Origin of the sequence: Streptomyces jumonjinensis (assembly GCF_009600885.1) — a bacterium.
Taxonomy (GTDB): domain Bacteria; phylum Actinomycetota; class Actinomycetes; order Streptomycetales; family Streptomycetaceae; genus Streptomyces; species Streptomyces jumonjinensis.
This window is the reverse complement of the sequence record NZ_VCLA01000023.1, coordinates 88,149-115,129: the sequence shown is the minus strand read 5'-3', so window position 1 is coordinate 115,129 and position 26,981 is coordinate 88,149. Positions and strand designations below refer to the sequence as shown.

At 70.4% G+C, this 26,981-nt stretch carries 22 protein-coding genes and 1 pseudogene; 10 read left to right on the top strand and 13 right to left on the bottom strand.

What is annotated here, in order from left to right:
* Window positions 1-20: 20 nt before the first annotated feature.
* The 5 genes from FF041_RS03060 to FF041_RS03035 all read right to left on the bottom strand — a co-directional run bounded on the left by FF041_RS03060 (window position 21) and on the right by FF041_RS03035 (window position 5,188).
* Window positions 21-3,224: a tetratricopeptide repeat protein gene (locus FF041_RS03060; RefSeq protein ID WP_153520907.1), complete on the bottom strand. Its 3,204-nt coding sequence runs from the start codon at window positions 3,222-3,224 to the stop codon at window positions 21-23.
* A gap of 143 nt (window positions 3,225-3,367) precedes the next feature.
* Window positions 3,368-3,877, bottom strand: a complete 510-nt coding sequence (locus tag FF041_RS03055) for a hypothetical protein (protein WP_153520906.1) — start codon at window positions 3,875-3,877, stop codon at window positions 3,368-3,370.
* Window positions 3,878-4,026: 149 nt separating this feature from the next.
* Window positions 4,027-4,263 (bottom strand): hypothetical protein, encoded by a 237-nt coding sequence (locus FF041_RS03050; protein WP_153483001.1) that lies wholly within the window; start codon window positions 4,261-4,263, stop codon window positions 4,027-4,029.
* A 248-nt stretch (window positions 4,264-4,511) separates the two neighbouring features.
* Entirely contained in the window at window positions 4,512-4,919 is a 408-nt protein-coding gene (locus FF041_RS03040) for a PIN domain-containing protein (protein ID WP_323391073.1), read from the bottom strand.
* On the bottom strand, window positions 4,916-5,188 hold the full coding sequence (locus FF041_RS03035; RefSeq protein WP_153520904.1) for a hypothetical protein: 273 nt from the start codon (window positions 5,186-5,188) through the stop codon (window positions 4,916-4,918). Before FF041_RS03035 ends, FF041_RS03040 begins: the two co-directional genes overlap by 4 nt.
* Before the next feature lie 212 nt (window positions 5,189-5,400).
* Here FF041_RS03035 and cas3 point away from each other — a divergent pair, with 212 nt between their 5' ends.
* From cas3 to FF041_RS03000, 7 genes are all read left to right on the top strand, one after another.
* Window positions 5,401-7,917: a CRISPR-associated helicase Cas3' gene (gene cas3 / locus FF041_RS03030; protein WP_153520903.1), complete on the top strand. Its 2,517-nt coding sequence runs from the start codon at window positions 5,401-5,403 to the stop codon at window positions 7,915-7,917.
* A gap of 96 nt (window positions 7,918-8,013) precedes the next feature.
* Window positions 8,014-9,831 (top strand): type I-E CRISPR-associated protein Cse1/CasA, encoded by a 1,818-nt coding sequence (casA, locus tag FF041_RS03025; protein ID WP_194291915.1) that lies wholly within the window; start codon window positions 8,014-8,016, stop codon window positions 9,829-9,831.
* Between the two features lie 46 nt (window positions 9,832-9,877).
* Window positions 9,878-10,540: a type I-E CRISPR-associated protein Cse2/CasB gene (gene casB / locus FF041_RS03020; RefSeq protein WP_153520901.1), complete on the top strand. Its 663-nt coding sequence runs from the start codon at window positions 9,878-9,880 to the stop codon at window positions 10,538-10,540.
* Complete coding sequence (gene cas7e / locus FF041_RS03015; RefSeq protein ID WP_153520900.1) at window positions 10,537-11,733, top strand: type I-E CRISPR-associated protein Cas7/Cse4/CasC; 1,197 nt, start codon at window positions 10,537-10,539, stop codon at window positions 11,731-11,733. The genes casB and cas7e overlap by 4 nt, the downstream gene beginning before the upstream one ends.
* A gap of 14 nt (window positions 11,734-11,747) precedes the next feature.
* Window positions 11,748-12,500, top strand: a complete 753-nt coding sequence (gene cas5e, locus FF041_RS03010) for a type I-E CRISPR-associated protein Cas5/CasD (protein ID WP_153520899.1) — start codon at window positions 11,748-11,750, stop codon at window positions 12,498-12,500.
* A complete protein-coding gene (gene cas6e, locus FF041_RS03005) occupies window positions 12,497-13,201 on the top strand; it encodes a type I-E CRISPR-associated protein Cas6/Cse3/CasE (protein ID WP_153520898.1) in 705 nt (234 codons plus the stop codon). Before cas5e ends, cas6e begins: the two co-directional genes overlap by 4 nt.
* Before the next feature lie 42 nt (window positions 13,202-13,243).
* A complete protein-coding gene (locus tag FF041_RS03000) occupies window positions 13,244-15,268 on the top strand; it encodes a thioredoxin domain-containing protein (RefSeq protein WP_153520897.1) in 2,025 nt (674 codons plus the stop codon).
* 126 nt (window positions 15,269-15,394) lie between these two features.
* On the opposite strand, the gene FF041_RS02995 is transcribed toward FF041_RS03000, so the two are convergent.
* Together FF041_RS02995 and trhA are read right to left on the bottom strand one after the other, a co-directional pair.
* Window positions 15,395-16,060, bottom strand: a complete 666-nt coding sequence (locus FF041_RS02995; RefSeq protein ID WP_449657495.1) for a TetR/AcrR family transcriptional regulator — start codon at window positions 16,058-16,060, stop codon at window positions 15,395-15,397.
* Between the two features lie 150 nt (window positions 16,061-16,210).
* A complete protein-coding gene (gene trhA / locus FF041_RS02990; protein WP_153483012.1) occupies window positions 16,211-16,885 on the bottom strand; it encodes a PAQR family membrane homeostasis protein TrhA in 675 nt (224 codons plus the stop codon).
* A gap of 380 nt (window positions 16,886-17,265) precedes the next feature.
* Here trhA and FF041_RS02985 point away from each other — a divergent pair, with 380 nt between their 5' ends.
* Entirely contained in the window at window positions 17,266-19,101 is a 1,836-nt protein-coding gene (locus FF041_RS02985) for a phosphoenolpyruvate carboxykinase (GTP) (RefSeq protein ID WP_323391070.1), read from the top strand.
* Between the two features lie 298 nt (window positions 19,102-19,399).
* Here the strand turns inward: FF041_RS02985 and FF041_RS02980 are convergent, their stop codons facing one another.
* The 6 genes and pseudogenes from FF041_RS02980 to FF041_RS02955 all read right to left on the bottom strand — a co-directional run bounded on the left by FF041_RS02980 (window position 19,400) and on the right by FF041_RS02955 (window position 24,018).
* Window positions 19,400-19,786, bottom strand: coding sequence for an SCO4983 family protein (locus tag FF041_RS02980; RefSeq protein WP_153520895.1), 387 nt, complete (start codon window positions 19,784-19,786; stop codon window positions 19,400-19,402).
* Between the two features lie 154 nt (window positions 19,787-19,940).
* Window positions 19,941-21,151 (bottom strand): annotated as a pseudogene (locus tag FF041_RS02975) (pyridoxal phosphate-dependent aminotransferase).
* Between the two features lie 429 nt (window positions 21,152-21,580).
* Window positions 21,581-21,814, bottom strand: coding sequence for a chaplin (locus FF041_RS02970; RefSeq protein WP_153520894.1), 234 nt, complete (start codon window positions 21,812-21,814; stop codon window positions 21,581-21,583).
* A 376-nt stretch (window positions 21,815-22,190) separates the two neighbouring features.
* Complete coding sequence (locus FF041_RS02965) at window positions 22,191-22,601, bottom strand: rodlin (protein ID WP_323371532.1); 411 nt, start codon at window positions 22,599-22,601, stop codon at window positions 22,191-22,193.
* Window positions 22,602-23,090: 489 nt separating this feature from the next.
* Entirely contained in the window at window positions 23,091-23,501 is a 411-nt protein-coding gene (locus tag FF041_RS02960; RefSeq protein WP_153483016.1) for a rodlin, read from the bottom strand.
* Between the two features lie 223 nt (window positions 23,502-23,724).
* The gene (locus FF041_RS02955; protein WP_153483018.1) at window positions 23,725-24,018 is read right to left on the bottom strand and encodes a hypothetical protein; all 294 of its coding nucleotides are present in this window, start codon (window positions 24,016-24,018) and stop codon (window positions 23,725-23,727) included.
* 438 nt (window positions 24,019-24,456) lie between these two features.
* Between FF041_RS02955 and FF041_RS02950 the strand changes: the two genes are divergently transcribed.
* Window positions 24,457-25,641: a DUF3344 domain-containing protein gene (locus tag FF041_RS02950; protein WP_153520893.1), complete on the top strand. Its 1,185-nt coding sequence runs from the start codon at window positions 24,457-24,459 to the stop codon at window positions 25,639-25,641.
* A gap of 64 nt (window positions 25,642-25,705) precedes the next feature.
* Window positions 25,706-26,905 carry a glycosyltransferase family 4 protein gene (locus tag FF041_RS02945; RefSeq protein WP_323391068.1) on the top strand — a complete coding sequence of 400 codons (1,200 nt, stop codon included), beginning with the start codon at window positions 25,706-25,708 and terminating at the stop codon, window positions 26,903-26,905.
* The last annotated feature ends 76 nt before the right edge of the window (window positions 26,906-26,981 follow it).

The window sequence follows — 26,981 nt, the reverse complement described above, 5'->3', positions numbered from 1 at the left end:
CCGTGCCCTCGCCGGGAGCGCTAGGCGGCCCCCGGCACCGGGACGCCCATCACCTCCCGGGCCTGCCGGCCGGGCACCAGCCCCAGCTCCCACGCCTGCCAGCCGTCCTCCAGGCGCACCCCGCGCTCCAGCATCACCGTGAGCGCCTTCGCGCAGTCCTCCAGCCTGCCGTCCCGGGCGGCGTGCGCCGCGCCCATCAGCCGGACCAGCTCCTCCTGCGCGACGACGGCGCCGACCTCGGCCCCGCCCGGGGAGGCGTACGGCAGCAGGGTGCAGCGGAGGAAGCGGGCCCAGTCGCCGCCGCGCTCGTCGCCGTACGAGTCGAACAGCTCCGCCGCCTCGTCGCAGAGCCCCAGCGCCTGCCCGGCGCGGAGATTCCCCGCGTCGATCACGGCGAGCTCCAGACAGGTCCATGCCTCCCCATGGGCGACCTTGATCCGGCGGAAGTCGGCGCGGGCGTCCAGCAGCAGCTGACGGGCGAAGCCGGAGTTGCGGAGGTTGCCGGTCCGCGCCGCGCGCTGGTCGCGGGTGACCCGGCCCGCGTGATGGCGGGCGCAGGCCAGCCCGTACACATCGCGCATCCGCGAGAACATCGTGCGCGCCCGCTCCAGCTCCCGTACCGCCTGGTCGCGGTCGCCGCTCTCCTCCAGGGCCTGCCCCAGGTAGTACAGGGTCCACGCCTCACCGCGCGCGTCCTCCTCGTCCCGGTGCCGGGCGAGCGCCTGCCCGAGCCGCTCGGCCGCCGCCGCCGGATCCCCGTCCACCAGCCGGGCCCGGGCCAGCTGGGTGAGCGCCCACGCCTGGCCCCGGCCGTCGCCCGTACGTCCGTACAGCTCCAGCGCGGTCCGCAGCTCCGACTCGGCGCGCTCCACATCGCCCATCCGCAGACAGACCTGGCCCAGCTGGAAGTGGGTCCATGCCTCGCCGTGCAGCGACTCGCCCTTCCGGTGCAGTTCGAGCGCCGTCGCCAGCAGGGCGAGCGCCTCGGCCAGCTCGGCCTGGTCGCGGCGGACCGCGGCGAGCGCGTGCAGGGACCACGCCCGGTCCGCGGCCTGCTCCGGCGGCGACTGGAGCTCGATCGCCTCCGTCAGCCGGGTCGCGGCCTCGGTGAGATTGCCCTGGTGGTGCAGGGTGATGCCGAGCGAGCAGAGGGCGAGCGCGGTGCCCGCCTCGTGCTGCGCCTCGCGGTAGCGGCCGACGACGGAGGAGAGGGTGGTGCGGGCCTTGTCCAGCTCGCCGAGCTGACGGGCCGCGATACCGGTGCGCCACTGCACGGAGCGCTCCAGCAGCCCCTGGTCGACGGCCTGGGAGAGCTCGCTGATCTCGCCCAGCCGGTAGAGGTCGCCGCGCAGCAGACAGTAGTCGGCGAGCGCGCCGAGCAGATGGACCACGGCCTGCTGGTCCACGCCCTCGGAATGGCGCAGCGCGGAGGTGATGAAGCTGGATTCGTCGTCGAGCCAGCGCAGCGCCGAGTCGAGCGAGGAGAAGCCGTGGGAGCCGAATCTCCCCGCCCGGGTGGACATCTTGCCGTCCACCATGCGGATCACGGCTCCGGCGAGGTCGGCGTGGTTGCGGATGAGCCGTTCCTGTGCGGCGGTGCGGTCGGCGGCGTCCTCCTCGTCGCGGAGCCGGTCGGTGGCGAAGGCGCGTACGGCGTCGTGCAGCCGGTAGCGGCTGGAGCGGACCCGGTCGACGAGTCCGGCGTCCGCGAGCGAGGTCAGCAGGGACTGTGACTCCTGCTCGTCGGCGGCGAGCAGGGCGGCGGCGGCAGCCGCGCCGAGGGAGGCCCGGCCGGCGAGCGCCAGCCGGCGCAGCAGCCGCCGGCCCGGCTCGGGCTGGTCGGTGTAGCGCAGCCAGAGGGCGCGTTCGACCGGGCCGTGGGCGCTGTAGGCCGCCAGGTCGGCGGCGAGCCGCTGGGCGGTGCGCTCGCCGAGCGAGGAGCCGGCGATCCGCAGGGCGAGCGGCAGCCCGCCGCAGAGCTCGCGCACCCGCATCGCCGACTGCCCGTCGTAGGGGTCTTCCGACGGTCCGGCGACGGCCTGGAGCAGTTCCTCGGCTCCGGCGTCGTCGAGGGCCTCGACGGGGAGATGGTGGACCCGGGCGGGGGTGCCGGGCGGGAGTTCCAGCGGTTCGCGGGCGGTGACGAGCACCAGGCTGTCGGAGCGCTCCGGGATGAGGGCGCGGATCTGCTCGGGGTCGTCGGCGTCGTCGAGGATCACCGCGACGGGGAGGCCGGTCAGCCGCTGGTGGTAGAGGTCGCCGAGCCGCTTCACCTGCTGTTCGGCGGATGAGCTCTCCCGGAAGAGGAGTTGCTCGCGGGGTGCGCCGAGCCGGTTGAGGAGATGGAGCAGGGCGTCACGGGTGGTGAGGGGCTCTCCGCTGGCGCCGCGCAGATCGACGAGGCAGGCGCCGCGGAACTGGTCCTTGAGATGGTGGGCGGCGCGTACGGCGAGGGTGGTGCGGCCGGAGCCCTGCGGTCCGTGGAGTACGACGACGGTGGGCCTGGTCTCGGTGGCGGCGCGGGCGGCGCGCACCCACTGGGCGATCCGGGCCACCGCCTCGCGCCGGCCCGCGAACGGGCCGTCCGGTTCGGGGAGCTGGCCGAAGGACTGGGCGAGCAGGGAACGGCTCCGGGCGGCGGCGCTGCGGTCCGCGCCGCGCAGCTGGGGCGCGGCGGCGGGCTTCTGGGGCGTCCGCGCCGTGGCGGCGAGCACCCGTTGCTGGTCGAGGAAGGGCCGGATGCCGCGTACCTCCAGGGCGGTGAGCCACTGGAGCCGCAACTGCTCGGCGCCGCCGGGCTGTCCGAGCGCTCCGGCCCGGCGGTGGGCCGCGGGCCAGTGGGCGGCGGTCGCCTTGGCGACGGTGGCGGCGGCTCCGGCGACCGCGACGGCGGCCCCGGCGGCCAGCGCGGTGCCGGCCGTGGTGCCGAGGGCGATGTCGGCGCCCACGGCGGCGGCCGAGGCGACGGCGGTCACCAGTGCGGGGGCCACGATATGGCGCCTGTCGAACTGGGCGGACAGGGGCTGCCGGGAGGCTTCCGCCTCGGTCAGGGCCTGTTCGTAGGCGGTGTACTCGTCGGCGGCGTTCGCGGCCATGGCGTCGAGCGCCGCCCGCCCCCGGGCCAGCAGCACCTGGGTGTCCGTACGCCCGCCGGTGCGCCGGGCCTCCTCCTCGATCGCGCGTGCCAGCAGTCTCTCGGCTTCGGTCCGGTGGCTTTCCCGCATGGGGGTCCCCCTCCACTGTTCCGTGTTCGTTTCCCTTCAGGTGTCCGGGGTGCGGGGCTTCCATGCGCGGGAGGGGGAGATCGTCCGGGTGGTCTTGTGCCGGGCGTCCGCGGGCGTCCGCGGTGGTTCTCGGTCGCTCTCGGTCAGCTGGGCAGCCGGTCGGGCCACCAGGGCGGTACGTTGCCGACGGCGCAGCGGCCCCGGTCGGGGTCGTTGCCCCCGGCGGCGGGAGTGCCGAGCCAGGCGAAGTGCCAGAGGGCCAGGGCGGCGAGCGCTCCGGCGAAGACCGCCCAGGGTGCGAGCCGCCATGCTCCGTGCCGCCATGCTCCGCGCTGCCGTCCGCGCCGTCCGGTCCACCGCAGCAGCGCGGCGGGCAGCCCCCAGGCGATGAGTCCGGTGAACGCGGCGGCGATGACGGTGAGCGGCGCGCTCCAGGTCCACCAGTCGAACAGGCCGGGGTGCTCGCGCAGGATCACATTGCACTCCTGCCGCGCGGCGCGCGAGAGCCGGTCCGCGCCGTATCCGGCGAGCCCGCCGAGCAGGAGGCTGAGACAGCCGGGGGCCCAGGGGGCTCCGGGGTCGGGGCGGCCCGCGGCGGGGCGGCCCGGCGGAGGGCGGTCGGCGAGGAAGCGGTCCAGCGGCGAGCGGTCCATATGAGCCCGGGACGCGGACGCCGCACCGCCGGTTCCCTCGCAGCCCGGGATCACGGCGAGATCGGGGGGAACCGGGGGAACGGGATCTGTGGACCGGGGCGGCCGACCGGAGTTCAGGGGCTGAGCGGACCGGGTTCAGCGGACCGGGGTCAGTAGAACATCCACGCCGGAACCAGATTGCCGTTGACGCTGAAGACGACGTCCCCGGACAGACACGCCGGAGGCGAGTTCGCCACGGTGACCGCGTCGACGGGGTCACCGTAATTTCCCATCCAGTGCCATTGCCTGCTGTCTCTGCGCCCGGCGATGCGGCTCTTGGCCTCCACCCCCTCCTGCGCGGTGAGTACTCGGTCGGTGGCGACGCCGACATCGTTCTGGCCGTTCATCGCGACTCTCCTTTCCTGCTCGACTGGTTCCAGGATGCGCCGCCCCCCACCGCCCCGCCACCGCGTCCCGTCGTGATGCCGAATCGGCCGCCGGACAGGGGTGATTGATTGTTTCGGGGTCATCAATTGCCGTGGTGAACTGTTCACCGTGCGGAGGCCGGCAGCGCGCGGTCCCCGTGCTGCTCAGCGTCGGGTACTCCAGCTGCCACTGGTGCCAGTGAACTCGCAGACCCAGTAGTCGGTGGTGCTTACACGTCTCTGATGATCACGCGCTTCCCGCAGAGCTTCGACCAGTCGTCACGGTCGGAGGTCAGGGCGATCACGGGGGCCGGAGCGCGGAGCGCGAGCGCGGCGACGAGGGCATCGATCGCGTACTTGTGCCCGTGCAGCCCGCCTGCGTCCCGAAGCAGCGCTACTGCGGTCAGCGAGTCCTCCTGGCTGACCGGTTCCACCCGCAGCCGGGAGAGCACCCACTTCAAGCGCGCCAGATCAGTCTTCCCGTGTACTGCTTCAACGATGGTCAGTGCGGACACGAGGACGGGAACCCCGACCTGCCGGGATGCCTCGATGCGAGCCGCCATGCCTCGGTCGTTGCGTAGGAGCAGGGAGAGAGCCTCGGAGTCGAGCACCAGCGAGCGGGCTGGCTGCTCCTTCACGCGGCGCCCCGCTCGACATCCTCGGCGTTCACGTCTCCGAACAGCTCGCGACGAGCGGCTTCGATCTCCTGCTCCGTGAGCGCGCCGTGCTCTTCCTCATGGGCCGCGACGATCTCGGCGAGCCCGTCCATGGCGAGCTGGTGTCTGACAGCTTCGGTGATGTAGCTGGACAGGCCGCGGCGGCCGGTTCGGGAGCGGAGCTCGCTGACCAGCTCGGCGGGCATGGACACGGAGATGTTCTCGGTGGTCCCGGGGCGGGATGGCTTCATGGCCCTAGTGTAATACATTGTCTATTACAGGGAGAGGGTTTGTGAGGGAGCGAGGGCTTGCGGTGCTCCGCGTACTCCGAGGTCGACATGGCGGGGGAGCCCTCTCGACCCGTCGCGAGGACAGCAGGCGGGATTGATGGAGCGGCGGTTCGTAGGGGGTGAGGAGCGGAATTCCCGCCCGTCGGTGTCCGGCATTTGGTTGGGTGGGCGTCGTGTCCCTCTCGAACGGTGAATTCCGCCTGCCAGTCGATGTCCGTCCGATCTGGGGGAAGCTGGGCAACGGTTCCCGGCCGCACCCCCTCATCTGTCATGCGTTGGACACCGCGGAAGTGGCGTCCCAGTTGTTCGACCTATGCCTTGGGCCCTATCTCAAGAACCGTCTGGAAGCGGCGCTGGAGCCGCTCGGGGACGCGCGGGAGTGGGCCGCGAGGCTGGCGGGACTGCACGACCTGGGCAAGTGTTCACCCACCTTCCAGGGGTTGAGGGCGGACGTCGCCAAGACGCTGCTGCCAGAGTCCGATCACGCGGCCATCGACCGGTTGCGGGAAGGTCCGAGGAGTTCCGGGGCGCGGACGGATGTGGCGCACGGGCTGATCAGCGCGCTGTACGTACGGAAACTGCTGGTGAAGTGGGGCGCCTCGGCGGAGACTGCCGAGTCCATCGGGGTCGTGCTTGGCGCTCACCACGGGTACGTTCCGGGCCCGGCCGATCTCCGGCAGGTCTCCTACAAGCGCGGTGCGATCGGAGGGGAGACCTGGGCCACCCGTGTGGAGGCGCTGGCCGACGAGTTGTGCAGGTTGCGTCGCACCTCGGAAGGTGAGCCGAGTGCGGCCGACTGGGCGCGGGTGACGATGGACGGGCCTGCGGAACTGGCCCTCGCGGCGCTCACCTCGGTCAGTGACTGGGTCGCGTCCGATCGGAAGGAGGTGGCCCACGCCGGTGCGGGCGTCGACATGACCGCGTATGCCGCCGGAGTGGCAGCGACCGAGCAGCCGAAGGTCAAGTCCTTGGGGTGGGAGGCGTGCACGGTACCCGAGGACACTTCCTTCGGATCGTTGTTCCCCCAGAGTTCCGAACGGCGCGACCTCCAGACCCGGCTGGAGCAATTGGTCGCCGGTGAGCGAGGACTCGGGGTGTTCCTGTTGTCCGCGCCGACCGGTGAGGGCAAAACGAAGGCTGCCTTGCAGGCTGCGGCTTGCATGATCCGTCTGCATCATCTGCGGGGGTTCCACGTGGCCATGCCGACCAGGGCGAGCGGTAACCAGGCGTACGAGGTTGCCGCCGAACTGCTGAGGCCGTGGGATGGACACGCAATGGGTCGGCTAAAGCTGTTCCACGGCGCCGCGGGCGAGTACCTGGACCGGCGGTCCGCCGCCGGTCCGCCACCGTTGTGTCCCGAGTGCGTCGCGGAGGACGGCGGCTCCGGGGCATCGGAGCAGTTCGGGTGCGACAGTGACGCGCAGGCGAAGGCTCAGCTGTCCTCCAAGGCCGATCACCTGAATCCGCTGGTGGTGAGCACTGTCGATCAGGTGTTGAAGGCTGCCGTTCGCTCGGGGCACGTCTTCGTGCGACTGGCGGGGCTCTCGGGCAAGGTGATCATCTTCGATGAGGTGCACGGCTACGACGTGCACGCGGGGGTTCTGTTCGAGACCTTGTTGTACCGATTGGGCGTGCTGCGGACACCGGTGGTGCTCCTGTCGGCGACCCTGTCGACTCGCCAGCAGCACGCCTTGGTGAACAGCTGGCGGGCGGGAGCCCTGGGGCTGTCGGTGGGGGAGCTGCCGGAACCCGAAGTTCCGGGGACGGCCGCCTATCCGCGGATCCTTTCCGCCGATGTCTCCGTCGGGGGCACGGTGTCCGCGGTGGGCGTCACCGCCGCTCCCGTCAACCGTGACCGGGTGGTCCAGCTGCACTGGGTGGATCGGCAAGACGTCGTGGAACTCGCCTTGCGGGAGGCGCGTCGGGGTCGGAACGTCGCGATCGTGCACAACCTCGTCGGGGAGGCGGAGAGGGACTGGGAGTCGCTGCGGAGGGCGGTGGGGGACGTGGCCGGGCAGACCGTGGTGACGGAGTTGATTCACGGGCGGCTCGATCCGGCGGAGCGGCTCGCGGCGGAAGGGCGCCTGCGCGCCCGCTTCGGGCCGCGGGGTTCGATGACCGCAGCGGCTGGGAGCGGGGGATCGGTCGTGATCGGCACCATGGTCCTGGAGAGCAGTCTCGACCTGGACTTCGACGTGATGATCAGCGCGGTGGCGCCGATCGACAGCCTGATCCAGCGGATGGGACGGATCGGGCGGCACCGGGTGGGCGCCGAACGGCCTGAAATCCGGTTCGTCCTCATCAGGGTGCCGGAGCCGCGCTCAGGACGGAAGGCGGTCAATTTCAGTTACGCCGTGAACGTGTACGACGAGGCGATCCTTCTTCGCACGTTGGCGGTGCTGAGGGAGCGGGACGTCATCCAATGCCCCGACGAGGTACAGGAATTACTCGACAGGGTGTACGACGACGGCGAGGAACTGCGTTCCCCGCTCGGATGGGAGGAGCAGTGGGAACGTGCGGCGGCCCGGTCAGAGAGGGGCACGCCGAAGGCGGGTCGCGAGGCGCTGATGGCCCGCATCCCCATGTCACCGGGTACGAGATGGGGTCTGCGGACCCTCACGGAATTCGGTCGTGCTGGTACCGGCACACGTCAGAGCGGCCATAGAGCCGACCGGGACCGCAAGGCCTGACCGAACTCCACGGCCGGGGCGATAGGCCATTTTCGGGCAAGCTCGCTGCCTCTTGGCCGAATGTATGCGAGATGGCCGCGATTTCTTGAGGAACGTGTGCGCGGTGCGCCGGGATTCGCTTCACTGATCCCGCGCCGCAGTTCCAGAAGACGGAGGGGTCGAGTGACGTTCGATTTGTTGCGCGAACCCTGGCTTCCAGTGCTTCCGCTCGATTCCGACCACATCACCCAAGTGAGTCTGGTCGACCTCGTCCTCAACGCGCACCGTCACCGCCGCCTCGTCGGCAGCAGCCCGACGATGACGGCGGCGCTGCACCGGCTCGTGCTGGCCCTCCTACACCGGGCGTTCACCCCCGATGACGACGACTGGGACGAGCTGTGGATGGCCGACCCAGCACATCTGCTCGACGAGGAAGACGAGTTCCGACGTCGGCTCGATCGCTATGTGGAGCGCACGGAGCCCCGGTTCGACCTGTTCGATGCCCACCGGCCGTTCCTGCAGTGCCCGGATCTCGCGAGGCGTCCCTCGTGGAATCCCGCCAAGGATGCCGAACCGCACCAGAGCACCGCCGTCCTCGTCGCGCCGTGGGCCACCGGCAACAACCGCACCCTTTTCGACCACACCACCGCCACCGAACGGCCGGAACTGTCACCAGCCGAGGCCGCGCGCTGGCTGGTCACGTTGCAGGCGTACGACACCGGTGGGCAGAAGACCGGATACGAGAAGAGCCCGGCCTCTTCACAGACCTCTCTGGGCAGCTACTTCGGATGCGCCCTCCTGGAGGGGGACACGCTCCGCAGGACCCTTCTGCTCAACCTCGTCGCGTACCGGCCCGACGAAGGGCGTCCGACCGGTACCGGCCCTGCGGATCGGCCCGCCTGGGAGGACGACGAGGTGCACCGGCCCGATCCGGGCCCGCCGCGTCCCCCTCGGGGGCTCACCGACGCCTTGACCTGGCCGTCGCGGCGGGTGCTGCTCTTCCGCGGCCGGGAGGCCGCGGGGGCTTCGGTCGTGGGTGTGCTGCGCACTCCGGGGACCCGTCTCGACGGTGACTTGTCCCAGGACGTGGAACCCATGGCGGCCTTCCGCGAACGGTGGATCTCGGATTCCAAGCCGGCACGCACCGTGCCCGTTCGGCTGGAGGGGGTGCGCGGCGTGTGGCAGTACACGCAGGAGTTGTTGTTGCCGGAGGTCGCGCGCTGGAGCCGCTCCGGCCGTAAGTACCAGGGCAAGGCGGGGGAGAAGAAGCTCGCGTCGAAGAACAAGCTCGTTCCCTCACTGGTTCCCGGAGCCGAGCCCGCCCGGTTGCGACCCCTTGCGGTGTCCAGGGTGGACGGTTCGCACGTCATCCCCGACTCGACGGTGTTCACGCTGCGGGTCTTCGGACAGGAGTTGGGAAAGAACGGCGGGAACATCGTCGCGTGGTACGAGGAGGAGGTTCCGGCCCCCGTCGCCCTGATGCGGGCTCGTGATCGCCGTATCGGGTACGTCATCGGAGAAGCCGTCGCCTATGCCGACAACCTCGGTAACGCCCTGCGCGTGATGGAGACGACCTACCGCCAGAGTTTCGCCCCTCCGTCCTCCGGCCGTCGCGGAAAACCGTCTGCGGCCTTGCGGCGCGCGGCTCTGGAAATCGACTTCTGGCCGAGGGTGGCTGAGCCCTTCAACGAACTCGTTCGGCGTCTCGGCGTCTCGGTGGGTTCGGACGCCGAGATCGAACAGGCCGCGACCGAATGGGCGGACGTCGTTCACGGCACTGCGGGCCGGGCCGCTCGACGCTGGGCGGAGGACGTCGGACGACGAGACCGGGAGCTTTTGGCGGCCGGTGAGAGCTACACGCACTACCTCCGTGCCGCCACGTGGCTCCGCGACCGTCACCGCGAGAACCTCGCCCAGTACACGGAGGTCTCATGAGCTGTCGAACACGGACGACGAGAATCGACGCGAGGAGGAGCGCCCGATGACGGTACGGACCGAAGCCCGTGAGGAACGGCAGACTCGGCGTGACGCGTTCGTCTCCCACCTGCACTCCCTCGCGACGGCGCGGGAATCGGACGCCACGCATCTGGTGGCCCGAGGGCGTGCGGAGCTCGCCGTGCTGAGCCGGGGCTTCAGCGGCGGGCGACACCAGGCGCAGGCGTACGGGATCGTCGTCCCGTACGGCCCGCCGGAAGAGGAGCAGGGCGTCTGGCTGCTGGTGAGCGGTCTCTTCGCCCTGCACCCCCTGCCCCGCTCGCTGGGCGGACCACACGCACCGACCCTCGCCCGTTCCCTCGGGGCTCTCGCACGGGCGAAGGGGAGTTCGGTCGAGCGCCGCTTCACCGAACTCGTTTCCGTGGAGGGCGCGGCCCTGGAACACCAGGTGCGCCAGGCTGTGCGACTCCTGCGCGGCAGCCACACGCCGTTGAACTACGGACGGCTCCTCGACGATCTCGTCGTCCTCCTCTCGACGGACCAGACGGATCACCGGGTGAAGGAGCGGCAACGCGTGCGACTGCGCTGGATCAGCGACTACCACCATCACCCGGTCGCCCGGTCCCGGAGGGCGGACGACGAGCCGGGCGGCGACCCTGGCACCCCGCTCGACCAGGCCCCCGATTCGACCACCCAGGATGACGAATGATCATTGAGCTCCACCTGCTCCAGTCCTTCCCGGTCAGCAACCTCAACCGGGACGACATCGGGCAGCCGAAGACAGTGCGGTTCGGCGGGGTCACCCGGGCCCGGATCTCCAGCCAGTCACTGAAACGGGCGGCACGTGAGCTCTTCACCTCACACGGCCTGGAAACGGGTGACATCGGGCGGCGGACGAAGCAACTGCCGGAACGGGCCGGCATTCTCCTCGCTGAGCGCGGCAAGTGCGAGGTGGGCAGGGCGCAGCTGGTGGCCCAAGAGGCGCTGGCGGCGTTCGGATTCGGGGTGACCGAGGACCGGGGGCGGTCCGAGTACCTGTTGTACGTGGGACCGGCCGCCGTGGAGCATCTCGCGGACTACTGCGAGAAGCGCTGGGACATCCTGGAAAAGGCGCTGGAGAAGGAGGAGAAGCGCAAGGCGGACGCGAAGAAGGCGTCACGGACCAAGGTCAAGCCGACGCAGAAGGAGCTCATTGAAGCGCGGAAGGTCTTCGACTCCTCCCGGGTCGCCGACATCGCGCTCTTCGGCCGGATGATCGCCGACAACCAGGACTTCTCCGTGATCTCCGCCAGCCAGGTCGCCCACAGCATCTCCACCCACGCCGTGGCCAACGAGTTCGACTTCTACACGGCCATGGACGACATGCGGCCGGCCGAGGAGCCCGCCGCGGACATGATGGGCACCATCGACTACAACGCGGCTTGCTACTACCGCTACGCCAACCTGGACACGGACCGTCTGCTCCGCAACCTCTTCGGTGAGGAATCGGTGCCCCCGGAGGAACTCTCCGCCGAGGACAAGACGCTCTTGGTCCGCAGTGTCCGGGCCTGGCTTCGGGCCTTCGTCCACGCCGTCCCGCGCGGCAAGCAGAACTCCATGGCCGCGCCGACGGTCCCCGACGTCCTGTTGGGAGTCGCACGCACGGACGGGGCGTGGAGCCTCGCTAACGCGTTCCTCTCGCCCGTCGGCGACGTTGCGGACCTGATGGACACGTCCGCCCGGCGCATGACGGGTTACTTCGATCAGATCCGTGACTTCTACGGGGACGAGGAGCTGCGCGGCGTGCACTACGGCTCCCTTGATCCGAGCGGAGGGCTCTCCGACCGCCAACCACGTGGTTGTCAGGAGGCGAAGGGCATCGATGCCTTCGTCGAGGGGCTCATCGGCTCGGCCGGTCTCTGAGGAGCGGTGCGGTGATGTCCACCCTGATCCTGTGCCTCGACGCTCCCATGCAGTCCTGGGGCGTCTCCTCCCGCTTCGACCGCCGGGACACGGCCCGTGAACCGACGAAGTCCGGCATCGTCGGTCTGCTCGCGTCGGCCCTCGGCGTGGCGAGGGACGACGACGATCGCGTTCGGGAACTCGCCACACTGTCGATGGGCGTTCGGGTGGACCGCGAAGGCGAGCTGGAACGCGACTTCCACACCGTTTCCAACGTGCCCAACACCGAAGGCGGTGCGGGAGCCACCGTCGTCAGCGAGCGGTTCTACCTGTCGGGGGCGCTCTTCCTCGTGGTTCTCGAAGGAGCGGACGAGGAGGTGCGCGGCCTGTACCGGGCCCTGAGACGTCCTCGATGGCCCCTGTTCCTCGGCCGCAAGGCATTCCCGCCCGGTACTCCCGTCGTACACCCGGACGAGAGCCGTGCGGTACACGACGGTCACGTGGACGACGTGCTGGAGGGCCATCCTTGGCTGGAGACACGTCCAGCGCGGCTGCGCCGTGCACGCGAGCGCCTGGACGCGGGTACACCGCTGCACCTGCGGACCGTGCGCGACACCGTGCCCGTGTTCGTAGGAGCCGAGTTGCGCCACGACCACCCGATCTCATTCTCGGCACGGCGGCGGCACGGAACGCGCGCGGTACGTGTCGGTCACGTCCCTCTGACCGCTCCGATGCTCCCACGACAGCCGGAGGCCACCTCGAAGTCCGAACAGGTGGGAACAGCATGAGCCTCTGGCTGACCCGGTTGACCCCCGATCTGCGCAGAGGGGACGTGTTGAACGACCTGAATGACGCCCACTTGATGCACCGCCGCGTCATGTCCCTCTTCCCCGACCGCCTCTCCGACACCCCCCGCAGCGACGTGGGTGCCCTCTACCGGACGGAGCCCGTGCGAGACGCGGTACAGGTCCTCGTGCAGAGTCACGTGCAGCCCGAGATCGGACGCCTGCCCGAGGGATACGCCGAGACGGGGGTGCTGCACCTGACGTCGTACCTCGACACGCTCGCGGGGGGCATGCGGGTGCGCTATCGGATCGCTGCCAACCCTTCGAAACAGTTGGCCGTTCCCTCGGCGGGAGGCGGCCGGGTCGGGCAGCGGGTGGCCTTGCACGGGGAGGCCGCCGAGGAGTGGTGGAGGTTGCGTGCGGCCAAGGCGGGGCTCCGTCTCCAGTCCGGGCTCGTGACCCCCCGGCATCCGCTCGTCAGCCGACTCCGCGCACGCGCGGGCCTCCGATTTCACCTCGCACAGTTCGACGGGGAGGCGGAGATCCACGACGTGTCCGCCCTGCGGCGAGCCATGTGGGAGGGAATCGGAAGAGGCAAGTCCTACGGCTGCGGGCTGTTGAGCATCCTGCCGGTCCGGCAACCCACCAGCGAGCCCGCCGACCACGGACGCCCCCCCCACCTGACCGCGGCACGCCGTTCCTGACTGGCGGGTGGGGTGAAGCGGGCGGGGGCATAGGTTGGGGGGATGCCGAATCGACTCGTGGGGGAGACCTCCCCCTATCTGTTGCAGCACGCCGACAACCCGGTCGACTGGTGGCCCTGGTCCCCGGAGGCCTTCGCGGAGGCCCGGCAGCGCGCGGTCCCCGTCCTGCTCAGCGTCGGGTACTCCAGCTGCCACTGGTGTCATGTCATGGCGCACGAGTCCTTCGAGGACGACGCCACCGCCGCCTATCTCAATGAGCACTTCGTCTCCGTCAAGGTCGACCGCGAGGAACGCCCCGACGTCGACGCCGTCTACATGGAGGCCGTGCAGGCCGCCACCGGACAGGGCGGCTGGCCCATGACCGTATTCCTCACCCCCGACGCCGAACCCTTCTACTTCGGCACCTACTTCCCGCCCGAGCCGCGCCACGGCATGACCTCCTTCCGCCAGGTCCTCGAAGGTGTCTCCGCCGCCTGGTCCGACCGGCGCGAGGAGGTCGACGAGGTCGCGCGCAGGATCACCCGCGATCTCGCGGGACGGTCCCTCGCCCACGGCGGACAGGGCGTCCCCGGCGAGGAGCAGCTAGCCCAGGCGCTGCTCGGGCTCACCCGCGAATACGACGAGCGGCACGGCGGGTTCGGCGGAGCGCCCAAGTTCCCGCCGTCGATGGTGCTGGAGTTCCTGCTGCGCCACCATGCCCGCACCGGATCCGACGGCGCCCTCCAGATGGCCGTCGACACCTGCGAGGCCATGGCCCGAGGGGGCCTCTACGACCAGCTCGGCGGCGGGTTCGCGCGCTACTCCGTGGACCGCGAGTGGATCGTCCCCCACTTCGAGAAGATGCTGTACGACAACGCTCTGCTCTGCCGGGTGTACGCGCATCTGTGGCGGGTCACCGGCTCCGCGCTCGCCCGGCGCGTCGCGCTGGAGACCGCCGACTTCATGGTGCGGGAACTGCGCACGGCCGAGGGCGGCTTCGCCTCCGCGCTCGACGCCGACAGCACCGACAGCACGGATGAGTCCGGCCGGCGGACCGAGGGCGCGTATTACGTGTGGACCCCCGAGCAGCTCCGCGAGGTCCTCGGCGAGTCGGATGGACGGCGCGCTGCCGAGCTGTACGCCGTGACCGCCGAGGGCACCTTCGAGCACGGCGCCTCCGTGCTCCAGCTCCCCGGCGGGGAACCGGACGACGGGGTACGGGAGCGGCTGCTCGCCGCCCGCGAGCGGCGGGAGCGGCCCGACCGGGACGACAAGGTCGTGGCCGCCTGGAACGGGCTCGCCATCGCCGCGCTCGCCGAGACCGGCGCCTACTTCGACCGGCCCGATCTGGTCGAGCGCGCCACCGAGGCGGCCGATCTCCTGGTCCGGCTGCACATGGACAGCGCGGCGCGGCTCACCCGTACCTCCAAGGACGGCGCGGCGGGCGGGAACGCCGGTGTGCTGGAGGACTACGCCGATGTCGCCGAGGGCTTTCTCGCGCTCGCGTCCGTCACCGGGGAAGGCGTCTGGCTGGAGTTCGCCGGTTTTCTGCTGGACATGGTCATCGACCGGTTCACCGGCGAGGGCGGGACCCTGTTCGACACCGCGCACGACGCCGAACAGCTCATCCGCCGCCCGCAGGACCCCACCGACAACGCGACCCCCTCCGGCTGGACCGCCGCCGCGGGAGCGCTGCTCTCCTATGCCGCGCACACCGGGTCCGAGGCCCATCGCACCGCCGCGGAGGACGCGCTCGGCGTGGTGACGGCGCTCGGGCCGAGGGCGCCCAGGTTCATCGGATGGGGGCTCGCCGTGGCGGAGGCGCTGCTGGACGGGCCGAGGGAGGTCGCCGTCGTCGGGGCCGAGGACGATCCGGAGGCGGCCGGGCTGCTCCGTACGGCGCTGCTGGCGACCGCGCCCGGCGCGGTGGTGGCGTCCGGGCGGCCGGACGGCGACGAGTTCCCGCTGCTGCGGGATCGGCCGCTGGTGGACGGGAAGGCGGCGGCCTACGTCTGCCGCGGATTCGTCTGCCGGGCCCCGGTGACGGAGGTCGACCGGCTGGCCGGGGAGTTGACCCCGGGACGGTGAGCACGAGTACGCGGCCGGGGGCCCGCAGATCGGGTACGGCACGGCCACGTGGTGCGGCGCCGGGGCACGCGGGCCCGGCCCGATCCTGATCCGGCCGGGACATCCAAACCTCACAGGGCGATACGCCTAGATCCGCGGCCCGCCCTTCAGCGCCCGCAGCGCCCGGTCCACCAGCGCCACCGGATCGCCCTCGTGGCCCCGGGCGGCCCAGTGCAGCAGCACCTCGCGCACCGCGGCGAGGACCGTCGCCGTGAACACCCGTACGTCGAGGTCGTCATGGGGTCTGCCCGCGCGGTCCGCCAGCGTCACGGCCAAGGTCTCGAAGGCGCCGGAGAAGCTCTCGGTCATCCGGGCGCGCAGCGCCGGGACCTCCGCCATCAGCCGGGTGCGCTGGACGACCGCGTCCCGCTCCTCGTGGAGGGCGAGTGCCAGCCGGTGCGTCAGCACCCGCCGGACCGAGTCCAGGGGGTCCTCGCCGGCGGGTCTCGCCCGCAGCGCCGACTCCAGCGCCGGGTCGTAGTCGTCGGTGAGCACGATGTCTTCCTTGGCGGGGAAGTAGCGGAACACCGTGGAGGGGGAGACCTCGGCCGCCTCCGCGATCTGCTCGACCGTGGTCGTCTCGTACCCCTGGAGGGCGATCAGACGGTAGGCCGCCCGGCGGATCGCGCGCCGGGTCTTGAGCTTCTTGCGCTCCCGCAGGCCCATCGTCCCCTGCCGGGGCTCGGGTCCGGCGAGCCCGGTGGGCGAGGGGGCGCGGGAGGGGGTGTGCGCGAGGGCGGCCATGGCGGTCATTGTCCCGCATCGACCGCCTTGGGAGCCATGTCCGTGTCGTCTGCCAGGGGGAACGGCCGGACGGGCTGGGGCGGACGGGCTGGGGCGGTGCGGCACGGCACGGCACGGCACGAAGCGACACGGCCCGGTGAAGGTGCCGCGCCGGAGGAATCAAGCCTGGTAGGCCACCAGCGAGATGCCGACGTAATGCACCGCGAACGCCGCCAGGGTGAGGGAGTGGAACACCTCGTGGAAGCCGAACCAGCGCGGCGACGGGTTGGGCCGCTTGATCCCGTAGACCACTCCTCCGGCGCTGTAGAGCAGTCCGCCGACGATGACGCAGACCAGGACCGCGATCCCGCCCGTGCGCAGGAAGTCGGGCAGATAGAAGACCGCCGCCCAGCCCATCGCGATGTAGCAGGGCGTGTAGAGCCAGCGTGGTGCGCCGACCCAGAAGACCCGGAAGGCGATCCCCGCCGCCGCCGCTGCCCAGACCGCCCACATGAGCGGCTGGGCGGTGGAGTCGGGGAGCAGCAGCATCGTCAGCGGGGTGTAGGTGCCCGCGATGATCAGAAAGATATTGGCGTGGTCGAGCCGGCGGAGCACGGCTTCACCGCGGGGGCCCCAGTTCCCCCGGTGGTAGAGCGCGCTCACCCCGAAGAGCAGACACGCGGTGAGCACATAGATCGCGCAGGCCACCCGGGCCCGGGTGGAGCCGGCGAGCGCGGTGAGCACCAGCCCCGCGACCAGCACGGCGGGGAACATCCCGGCGTGCAGCCAGCCGCGCAGCTTCGGCTTCACCGGGGGCGGTTCTGTCTCGGTCACTCGGGGCGCGGCAGAGGTCATTCCTGGATGGTACCTACGCAACCGTAGGTAGGGCATGGGCAGCCTCCCTCCCGCCGGGACTCACCATCGGCCCACCTCTTTGGAGTGGATCGCCAAGACCCTCGGTCGCGCTCCGGCGTGCCGGAATGCCACTCGGCGGCGATCTCGATATCAGTATCAATCCCAACGTAACCGGACGAAAAATATCGCAGCTCAGATATGACACACGTGGCGATGCTCACATGAGAAGCCCTCTGGACATATGGGCATGAGCCACGGATGATCAGATGAGTGCGGTCGGCACCGGATGAGCGGCTACGAAGCATCCGGGTCGCGGCCCCCACGGGGCAGCAGGACAACCAACACAGTGCTAACCCTCGAACTCTCATTTAGGAGCGATCGTGGCGCGCGACATCGCGGCTCCCACCACCGTCCACCCCACCGTCCCCACCGAGCACAAGGCGCTGATCTCCTGGGTGGACGAGATCGCGGCGATCACGGAGCCGGACAGCGTCGTCTGGTGCGACGGGTCGGAAGCCGAGTACGACCGGCTCTGTGGAGAGCTCGTCGCCAAGGGGACCTTCCGCAAGCTGGACCCGGCCAAGCGCCCCAACTCGTACTACGCCGCGTCCGACCCCACGGATGTCGCCCGGGTCGAGGACCGCACCTACATCTGCTCCGAGGACGAGAAGGACGCGGGCCCCACGAACCACTGGAAGGCCCCCGCCGAGATGAAGGAGATCTTCACCGGCGAGCAGGGCGTGTTCCGCGGCTCGATGCGCGGCCGGACGATGTACGTCGTCCCCTTCTGCATGGGCCCGGTGGGCTCCCCGCTCTCGGCCATCGGCGTCGAGATCACCGACTCCGCCTATGTCGCGGTCTCCATGCGCACCATGACCCGCATGGGGCAGCCCGTCCTGGACGAGCTGGGCACCGACGGGTTCTTCGTCAAGGCCGTCCACACCCTGGGCGTGCCGCTCGCCGAGGGCGAGCAGGACGTTCCCTGGCCGTGCAACTCCACCAAGTACATCTCGCACTTCCCCGAGACCCGCGAGATCTGGTCGTACGGCTCCGGCTACGGCGGCAACGCCCTGCTCGGCAAGAAGTGCTACGCGCTGCGCATCGCCTCCGTCATGGCGCGGGACGAGGGCTGGCTCGCCGAGCACATGCTGATCCTCAAGCTCACCCCGCCGAAGGGTGAGGCGAAGTACGTCGCCGCCGCCTTCCCCTCCGCCTGCGGCAAGACCAATCTCGCCATGCTGGAGCCCACGGTCCCCGGCTGGACCGTGGAGACCATCGGCGACGACATCGCCTGGATGCGCTTCGGCGAGGACGGCCGGCTGTACGCCATCAACCCCGAGGCCGGATTCTTCGGCGTCGCGCCCGGCACCGGCGAGCACACCAACGCCAATGCCATGAAGACCCTCTGGGGCAACGCCGTCTTCACCAACGTCGCCCTCACCGAGGACGGCGATGTGTGGTGGGAGGGCATGACCGAGGAGCCCCCGGCCCGCCTCACCGACTGGAAGGGCAACGACTGGACCCCCGAGTCCGGCGTTCCGGCCGCCCACCCCAACGCCCGCTTCACCGTGCCGGCCGCGCAGTGCCCGATCGTCGCCCCGGAGTGGGAGGACCCCCAGGGCGTGCCGATCTCGGCCATCCTCTTCGGCGGACGCCGGGCGAGCGCCGTGCCGCTGGTCACCGAGTCCTTCGACTGGCAGCACGGAGTCTTCCTCGGCGCGAACGTGGCGTCCGAGAAGACCGCCGCCGCCGAGGGCAGGGTCGGCGAGCTGCGCCGCGACCCGTTCGCGATGCTGCCGTTCTGCGGCTACAACATGGGCGACTACATGGCCCACTGGGTGAAGGTCGGGCAGTCCGCGGACCAGTCCAAGCTGCCGAAGATCTACTACGTGAACTGGTTCCGCAAGAACGACGCGGGGAAGTTCGTCTGGCCCGGCTTCGGTGAGAACAGCCGCGTCCTGAAGTGGATCGTGGAGCGCCTGGAGGGCACGGCCGAGGGCGTCGAGACCCCGATCGGCGTGCTGGCGACCGCGGACGCGCTGGACACGGAGGGCCTGGAGCTGGCCGACGACGACCTCGACTTCCTGCTGAAGGTCGACACCGAGGTCTGGCGCGAGGAGGCGGCGCTGATCCCCGAGCACCTCAACACCTTCGGCGATCACACGCCGAAGGAGCTGTGGGACGAGTACCGCGCACTGGTCGCCCGCCTGGGCTGACCGTCCTTCGAGAACGTCGCGGCGGACCCGCCGACATCCGCCCTGACCTGTGGGGTCACCCAGGTCCGCCGCGTCCGGGGCCGTACCACGGAACCGGCTGGGCACACTGAGCCCGCCGGCCGGCCCCGGGGCCCCCGAAGACCACCCTCAGGGTCTTCGGGGGCCGCTCCTCGTCAGGGGGCCGTCAGGGGGCCGTGAGAAGGCGCCCTCGGCCGGGGCCCGGGGGAAGGGGGCCCCGTCCGAAGGCGCCGAGGGGGCGCCCGGTCCACGCGCCTTCGCGGCCCGTGGACCGGGGCCGTCAGTGGGCGCCGACCAGACGGAAGGCGTCGAGCACGGCGGCATGCGCGTCCATGCGCTCCGCCGCGAGGACGGCCGCCGTCGTGTCGGCGCGCGCCGCCGCGACGACGAGCGCCCGCCCGGCCAGGGTGTGGGCGCGCTGGTGCAGGGCCTGGGGCTCCGCCCGGCTCAGCCCGGCATGGCGGACCGGCGGCGTGCCGCGCAGCCTGGCGATCTGGGCCGCGACGCGTTCGGCGGCTTCGTCCAGCGCCAGCTCGTCGGTGACGGCCAGCAGCGCGGAGAGATGACCGGCGAGCTGGATGTCCAGCTCCTCCTCCCGCGAGCGGTGGGGGTACCCGGCGGGCTCGGCCATCGTGTGGACCGACTTGGTGCGGATCGGCTCGTACATGGGGATGGCCTCCTGCTCACTGTCAGGAGACCATCCTAGCTTAGATTCTGTCTAAAGTTGAGCCGAGTCGGAATCGCCGGTGTGCGATCCCGGCGGACCGGAGGTCCGGCAGACCGGCGGACCGGAGGTCCGGCCGGGGGCGGCCGGGGCGCGGTCAGGGCTGGCTGTAGCCGTCGAGGAACGTCCCGATCCGGGTCACGGCGTCGGCCAGCTCGGGTGCGGCGGGCAGGGTCACGATCCGGAAGTGGTCGGGCTCGGGCCAGTTGAACCCCGTACCGTGCACGACCATGATCTTCTCGGCGCGCAGCAGATCCAGGACCATCTGCCGGTCGTCCTTGATCTTGTAGACCTTCGGGTCGAGCCGGGGGAAGAGATAGAGCGCGCCCTTGGGCTTCACACAGCTGACCCCGGGAATCCGGGTGAGCAGCTCATACGCCACGTCCCGCTGCTCCAGGATGCGACCGCCCGGCAGTACGAGATCGTCGATGGACTGCCGTCCGCCGAGGGCCGAGGCCACCGCGTGCTGTGAGGGCATGTTCGCGCACAGCCGCATATTGGCGAGGATGGTGAGCCCCTCGATATAGGAGGCGGCGTGGGCCTTCGGGCCGCAGACCGCCATCCAGCCGGAGCGGTAGCCGGCCACCCGGTAGTTCTTGGAGAGCCCGTTGAAGGTCAGCACCATCAGATCGGGGCGAGCGCGGCGGTCGGGGTGTGGGTGGCCCCGTCGTAGAGGATCTTGTCGTAGATCTCGTCGGAGCAGACGATCAGATTGTGGCGGCGGGCGATCTCGGTGAGCCCGCGCAGCAGCTCGTCGTCGTAGACCGCGCCGGTGGGGTTGTTGGGGTTGATGATCACCAGCGCCTTGGTGCGGTCGGTGATCTTCCGCTCCACATCGGCGAGGTCGGGCATCCAGTCGGCCTGCTCGTCGCACCGGTAGTGGACGGCCGTGCCCCCGGCGAGGGAGACCGACGCGGTCCACAGCGGATAGTCCGGGGCGGGTACGAGCACCTCGTCGCCGTCGTCGAGCAGCGCCTGCATCGACATCTGGATCAGCTCGGAGACCCCGTTGCCGAGATAGACGTCCTCGACGTCCAGCTCGATGCCCTTGGTCTGGTAGTGCTGGGTCACCGCGCGGCGTGCGGAGAGCAGCCCCTTCGCGTCGCCGTAGCCGTGTGCGCTTCCGACATTGCGGAGTATGTCCTCCAGAATCTCGGGCGGGCACTCGAAACCGAAGGCTGCCGGGTTGCCGGTGTTGAGTTTGAGGATGCGCTGGCCCGCTGCCTCCAGCCGCATCGCCTCCTCAAGGACCGGGCCACGGATCTCGTAACAGACATTGGCGAGCTTCGTCGACTGGATCACCTGCATGCCGGTGAGCTTACGGGCGCTTAACCGGGATCGCCGCGCTTTTCGCCCGTCATGGCGCGGTACGGGAATGTCCGCCCGGCTGCTCGGGATGGTGCGCGGGGGCCCTGTCCTTGGAATGCGATACCGGGATGGGCTCATCGCCTGCGGTTTATACCGTGCGGAACGGAGAGGGCCGATCCGGTGTTGCTCTCGTCACTGCCGGGGGAACGATCGGGGGTTCGGCCGGGGTTCGGCCGGGGGGTTCGGCCGGGCGCGTCCCGCCGTGCCGGGCCCGGGACACCGGCGGCGCCCTCCCCCTGACGGACGTCGCCGTGGACGCGGCGGAAAAGAATCCCGAGGTGCTGGAGAGCGCACCTCGGGATTCATTGAACGCCGGTGTACCGCCGGTCATTCTCCACCGCCGCGACGCCGGTCGGCATCGCCGCGATATCAGGCGTTGGCGCAGGTGTTGCCGAAGGCCGGGTTCAGCAGGCCGACGAGGTTGACCGTGTTGCCGCAGACGTTGACGGGAACGTGAACGGGAATCTGGATCACGTTGCCGGACAGCACGCCGGGCGAGCCGACGGCGGCACCGCTGGCACCCGCGTCTGCCATGGCCGGAGCGGCGGAACCCAGAGCCATGAGGGCGCCGACGACGACGACGGCAGCCTTCTTGTGCTTCATTTCATTGATCCTTTCAGTGGCGGTGCTGTACGCAGCTACGGCCTTCGCACTGCGCCGACAGTTCTCTGTCCATGCGCACCCCCGCAGAGCTAGTAACGACTGGCTTCCCGGAAAGCAACTTTCGTATGGCCGTCGGTTCGAAAATTCACTCGTATACAGCACGGTGTCTTTTCAAACCGAGGGAAGGAGGCTACGAAGGCCGATTACGGGCTTCTTCTTCCTTCATGGGGCATCGGCTCTCGGGGCCGCTGCGGGAATCCGCCGGCCGGAGCATCCGACGCCCCGAAGAACTCCGAATGGAATCCGAATGGGACCCGAATGGGAGATGCCCCCGAACGCGCCGCGCTCAGGGGCACACTCCGCCTCAGTGCGGTGCTCAGCTGTTGCCGGCGCCGTTGCCCGACAGGATCGGGATGTTGCTGAGGATGTGCGACAGCGGCTCGTCGCCCTTGGCCTGCGTCGAGTTCTCGGTGCACTGCTGGTTCTGCGGCGAGGACAGGATCGGGATGTCCTGAACGGTGATCGGGATGAGACCGATGAGGGAGCCGACGTTGGCCTTGGCCGGCAGGCCGATGCAGGGCTTGTTGAGCGAGCCCTGGATCAGCGCCATCTGCGGGCTCATGTCGCCGTGGGTGGCGGAGTTGCCGTACGCCTGGGTCGAGCCGTTGCCGCTGAAGGACGTGGTGCCGTTGTCGTTGCCGATGGCCATGGCCTGGGGGGCCATCGTGGCGCCGGCGCCCACCATCGAAGCGGTGACCGCCGCGGTAGCCAGAATCTTCTTGATCACTTGGTGTTCCTTTTCGCTATGAACGATCGATCGTGGAGCAACCTGATCAACTGCTCTGGGCCCGTTTGGTTCCGCGTGTTCACCCGAATGCCGTAATGGTCGGAGGGGTTCGCACGGGATGTCGGCGGAGGGCCATTCGAGTGAAGCCCTCCGCCGCCGGAGCGGACCGTCGAGCGCACCCGGACGCGCCATGCCGAGGGGAGGACACGGCTGCCTCGCGACGCGCTGCGCCGCCGGCTGGAGGCCCGCGTCCGGCGCGGAGTCCGATTTCGTGCTCCACGGTCATTCAAACACCGGCACGGGCCGGACGGATGCGTCCTTCACCCGTCTGCGGAATGAATTCGCCGGGCGGCGCATACGTTTCTGGAGCGGGTCGTGACGCCGTATCCGCTTTTCGGCAGCACATATACCCCGGCTCCGAAAGGGGCCGGGGTATACGCGTGTTCACAGCGCCGCCGTCCCCGGGGGAGTCGGGGACGGGCGGTGCGATCAGCTGTTGGCGACGCCGTTGCCCGAGAGCACCGGGATGTTGCTGAGGAGGTGCGACAGCGGCTCGTCGCCCTTGGCCTGCGTCGAGTTCTCGGTGCACTGCTGGTTCTGCGGCGACGACAGGACGGAGATGTCCTGAACGGTGATCGGGATGGCGCCGATGAGGGAGCCGAGGTTGGCCTTGAGGGGCAGACCGACACAGGGCTTGTTGAGCGAGCCCTGCACCAGGCCGAGCTGCGGGCTCATGTCGCCGTGCGTCTCGGAGTTGCCGTACGCCTGGACCGAGCCGTTGCCGCTGACCGAGGTGGTGCCCTCGTGGTCGCCGATGGCCATGGCCTGGGGGGCCATCGCCGCGCCCGCGCCCGCCACGGAGAGGGTGACCGCAGCGGTCGCCATAACCTTCTTGAGCATGTTCTGTCCTTCTGTCATGGGGTTGCCCGCAAGTGGAGCGCACTGAGCAACTCCGCCAGGGGTGTTTGGTTCCGCCGGTTCACTCCAATGGGCTGGTGCCGGTAGCTCATCGGACTAATGGGTCGAACGGGTGGCGCGTCGCCGCCGGACGCGCGCGGGGCGCAGGGGTGCGGCCACCGACTGCCGTACCCCTGTGCCGGACACCGCCTCGCGGCCGGCCGGATCAGCTGCCCAGCTCGACGCCGCCGAGCAGCGGCGTGACCTGGCCGACCGTCTTCAGGGCGTTCTGCGGGGCGTCGCCCTTGACCTGGTTGAGTCCGGCCGCGGTGTCGGCGACGTCCTTGACCGCGTCTCCGCTGCCGCCGTTCAGCAGCGGCGTCTGGCTGATGGCCTGGGTCAGGCCGCCGTTGAGGCTCATGGGGGGCATTCCCGAGGCGGGCGCCGCCATCGCGGGAGAGGCCGCGCCGACGGCGGCGAGAGAACCGGCGATGAGCGCGGCGACCCTGGTGTACTTCATCTGATCGATCCCTTTCTCCGGCGACGGTTCTCCCCGCCGTCCACAGGGATAACGAGATCCCGGCGTGTGAGAAACCCTCGGTGGAGATTCTCGTATCGACCTTTTGTAGGACTATCGGATCATGTGCTCAATAGATAGGAGAAAGGGAGACTTCCCCCGGGGAAAGGATTTCCCTTCCGCCGGGCCGCATGCGCGGGATCAACGAGCGGTCCGCCCAGGGGATGTGAGAGGTCACCCGAAAGGCTAAATGCGCAATACCGTTTCTCTGCCGACTTCACGGCCGATTCGCCGGTGACCGCCGGTCGGCCCGCTTTAAGCGGGGATAGTCGCCGAATGGCCCCAAGAGATCCCGCGAGCGCGTCTTACGTGTTTTCCAACCTGCTTCTGACAAACTGCACTCCTGTTTTTGTCATGTAGTTCGAGCAGGAAGGGCCAGTCATGCCGAAGCCGACCGGCTTCGCCGCGCGAAGCATCCTGGGAGCGATGCTCCTGCTGGCGTTTTCCACCACCCCGCTCGCCGCCACCCCACTCGCCGCCGCCCCGCTGCCGCCGGCCACCGCGGTGGACGGCGCGCTCGACATCGCCGATCTGCCACGGCTGCCGGAACTGCTCGGGACCGACGTCTCCGGGCAGGAGGAGTCCTCGCGCATCCCCTTCGCCCAGCGCTACCAGGCCGTGCACCACGGAGGCATCGTCCGCGCCGCCAACTCCTCCATCACCTGCCGCGCCGCGCGGAGCGGCTCGGCCGCCGCCTGCTCCTCGGTCCAGCAGGGCGCCGCCGGAACCAACGGCGACTACGACATGCACTACATCGACGAGGACGACGACCCCAATACCTACAATTCGAGCCGCGCCGAAATCGCCCTGCCCGGGAACTCGACCGTGACCTACGCCCGGCTGTACTGGGGCGGAAATCTCCGGGCCGGCGAACAGAAGCCGCCGGAGGACAACGGACGCGTTCTCATCGCCGAACAGGGCGGCCAGTACCAGCAGGTACTCGCGGACACCACCATCGCCCACCGCGACGCCGACGGCATGGACGCCTTCCAGGCGTCCGCCGACATCACACCACTGGTGCGCAGAGCGGGATCCGGCCTCTACACCGTGGCCCAGATCAACGTCGCGATGGGGAATTCAAAGGCCGGGACCTGGGGCGGCTGGACACTCGTCGTCGCCTACGAGAACAGCGCCGAACCCCTGCGCCAGCTCTCCGTCTGGGACGGATTCGAAGCGCTGGACACCAGCCGGACGACCCATGAGATCACCCTCCCCGGGCTGCGCATCCCCGCCCGGGCCACCGGGAGCGCGGGAATCGTCTCCTACGACGGAGACCGCGGCCACCAGGGCGACTCGGTGAGCGTACGGACGGACACCGGAGAGGCGTTCGCGCTCCGCGACGCCGCCAACCCCGCCACCGACCTCATGAACTCCACCATCAGCGGGCCCGGCCGTGCCATCACCCGGCAGCCCGCCTATCCGAACACCCTCGGATACGACTCCGACGTGTTCGACATCGGGCCCGCCCTGGCGTCCGGAGGCACCGGTCTGACCTTCCGGTTCACCGCCGAGGACCCCGGATACCACCTCGGCGCCCTGTTCGTGCAGGCGGACACGCGCCGCTGAACCTCAGCGCGGTGCGCCGCTCGCCCGTGCCGGACCCACCCTCCACGTACCAAGAGAGCCGCACGTGCCGCAACGAAGCCGGACCGAGCCCAGCCCAACGACCGTTCTCCATCTGGTGCAGCCCGTGGAAGGAGGAGTCGCCCGCGTCGTCACCGACCTGGTCCGGGCGCAGACCGCCGAGGGAGTGCGGACGGTCGTGGCCTGCCCGCCCGGCGGCGAACTGGCCCGCCGCGCGGCCGAAGCCGGAGCACGGGTGCACATCTGGCACGCCGAACGGGCCCCCGGCCCCCGGCTCCCCGTCGAGCTGCTGACCGCCGCCCGGCTGATCCGCCGCGTACGCCCCCATCTCGTCCACGCCCACAGCGCCAAAGCCGGACTCGTCGCCCGCCTCGCCGTCCGCGGCCGGGTGCCGACCCTCTTCCAGCCGCACGCCTGGTCCTTCGACGCCGTCGCCGGACGGAGCGCCGGATACGCGCGCGTCTGGGAGCGTTACGCCACCCGCTGGAGCACCCGCACCCTCTGCGTCAGCGAGACCGAGCGCCAGGCCGGGGAGCGCGCCGGGATCGCCGCCCGCTGGGCCGTCATCCGCAACGGCGTCGACCTCGGCCACTTCGCCCCCGAGGACGGGGACGAACACGCCCAGGACGCCGGACGCGCCCGCGCCCGCGCCGCCCTCGGCCCGCTGCGGACCATCCCCGGCGACGCCCCCCTCGCCCTGTGCCTCGGCCGGCTCTGCCGCCAGAAGGGACAGGACACCCTGCTGCGCGCCTGGCCCGCCGTGCGCGCCGCCGTGCCCGGCGCCCGGCTGGTGCTCGTCGGCGACGGCCCCGACCGGGACCTGCTGGCCGCCGGCGCACCGCCCGGAGTGCTGTTCGCCGGAGCCGTCGACGACCCCAGGGACTGGCTGCTCGCGGCGGACCTCGTCGTCCTCCCCTCCCGCTGGGAGGGCATGGCGCTCGCCCCGCTGGAGGCCATGGCCTGCGGACGGCCCGTTCTGGTGACCGACGTCAGCGGGGCCAGAGAGAGCCTGCCCCCCGGTCACACGGCCCACAGCCTCGTACCCCCGGACGACCCGCCCGCCCTCGCCGCGGCCCTCGTCGCCCTGCTCGGCGACGCCCGGCTGCGCGCCGAACTCGGGCGGCAGGCACGGGCCCACGCACGGGCCGCCTGCGATGTACGGAAGACGGCCGCCGCCGTTCTGGACCTCTACCAGGACCTGGTCCCGACGCCCCACCCCCTGACGAGGAAGAGCGCCACGCGATGACGACGGAGAGTGTTCCAGCGCCCCTCACCACCGCCGAGGGCCGCGGCACCGCCCTCCACCCGCCGCGCGGCCCCGC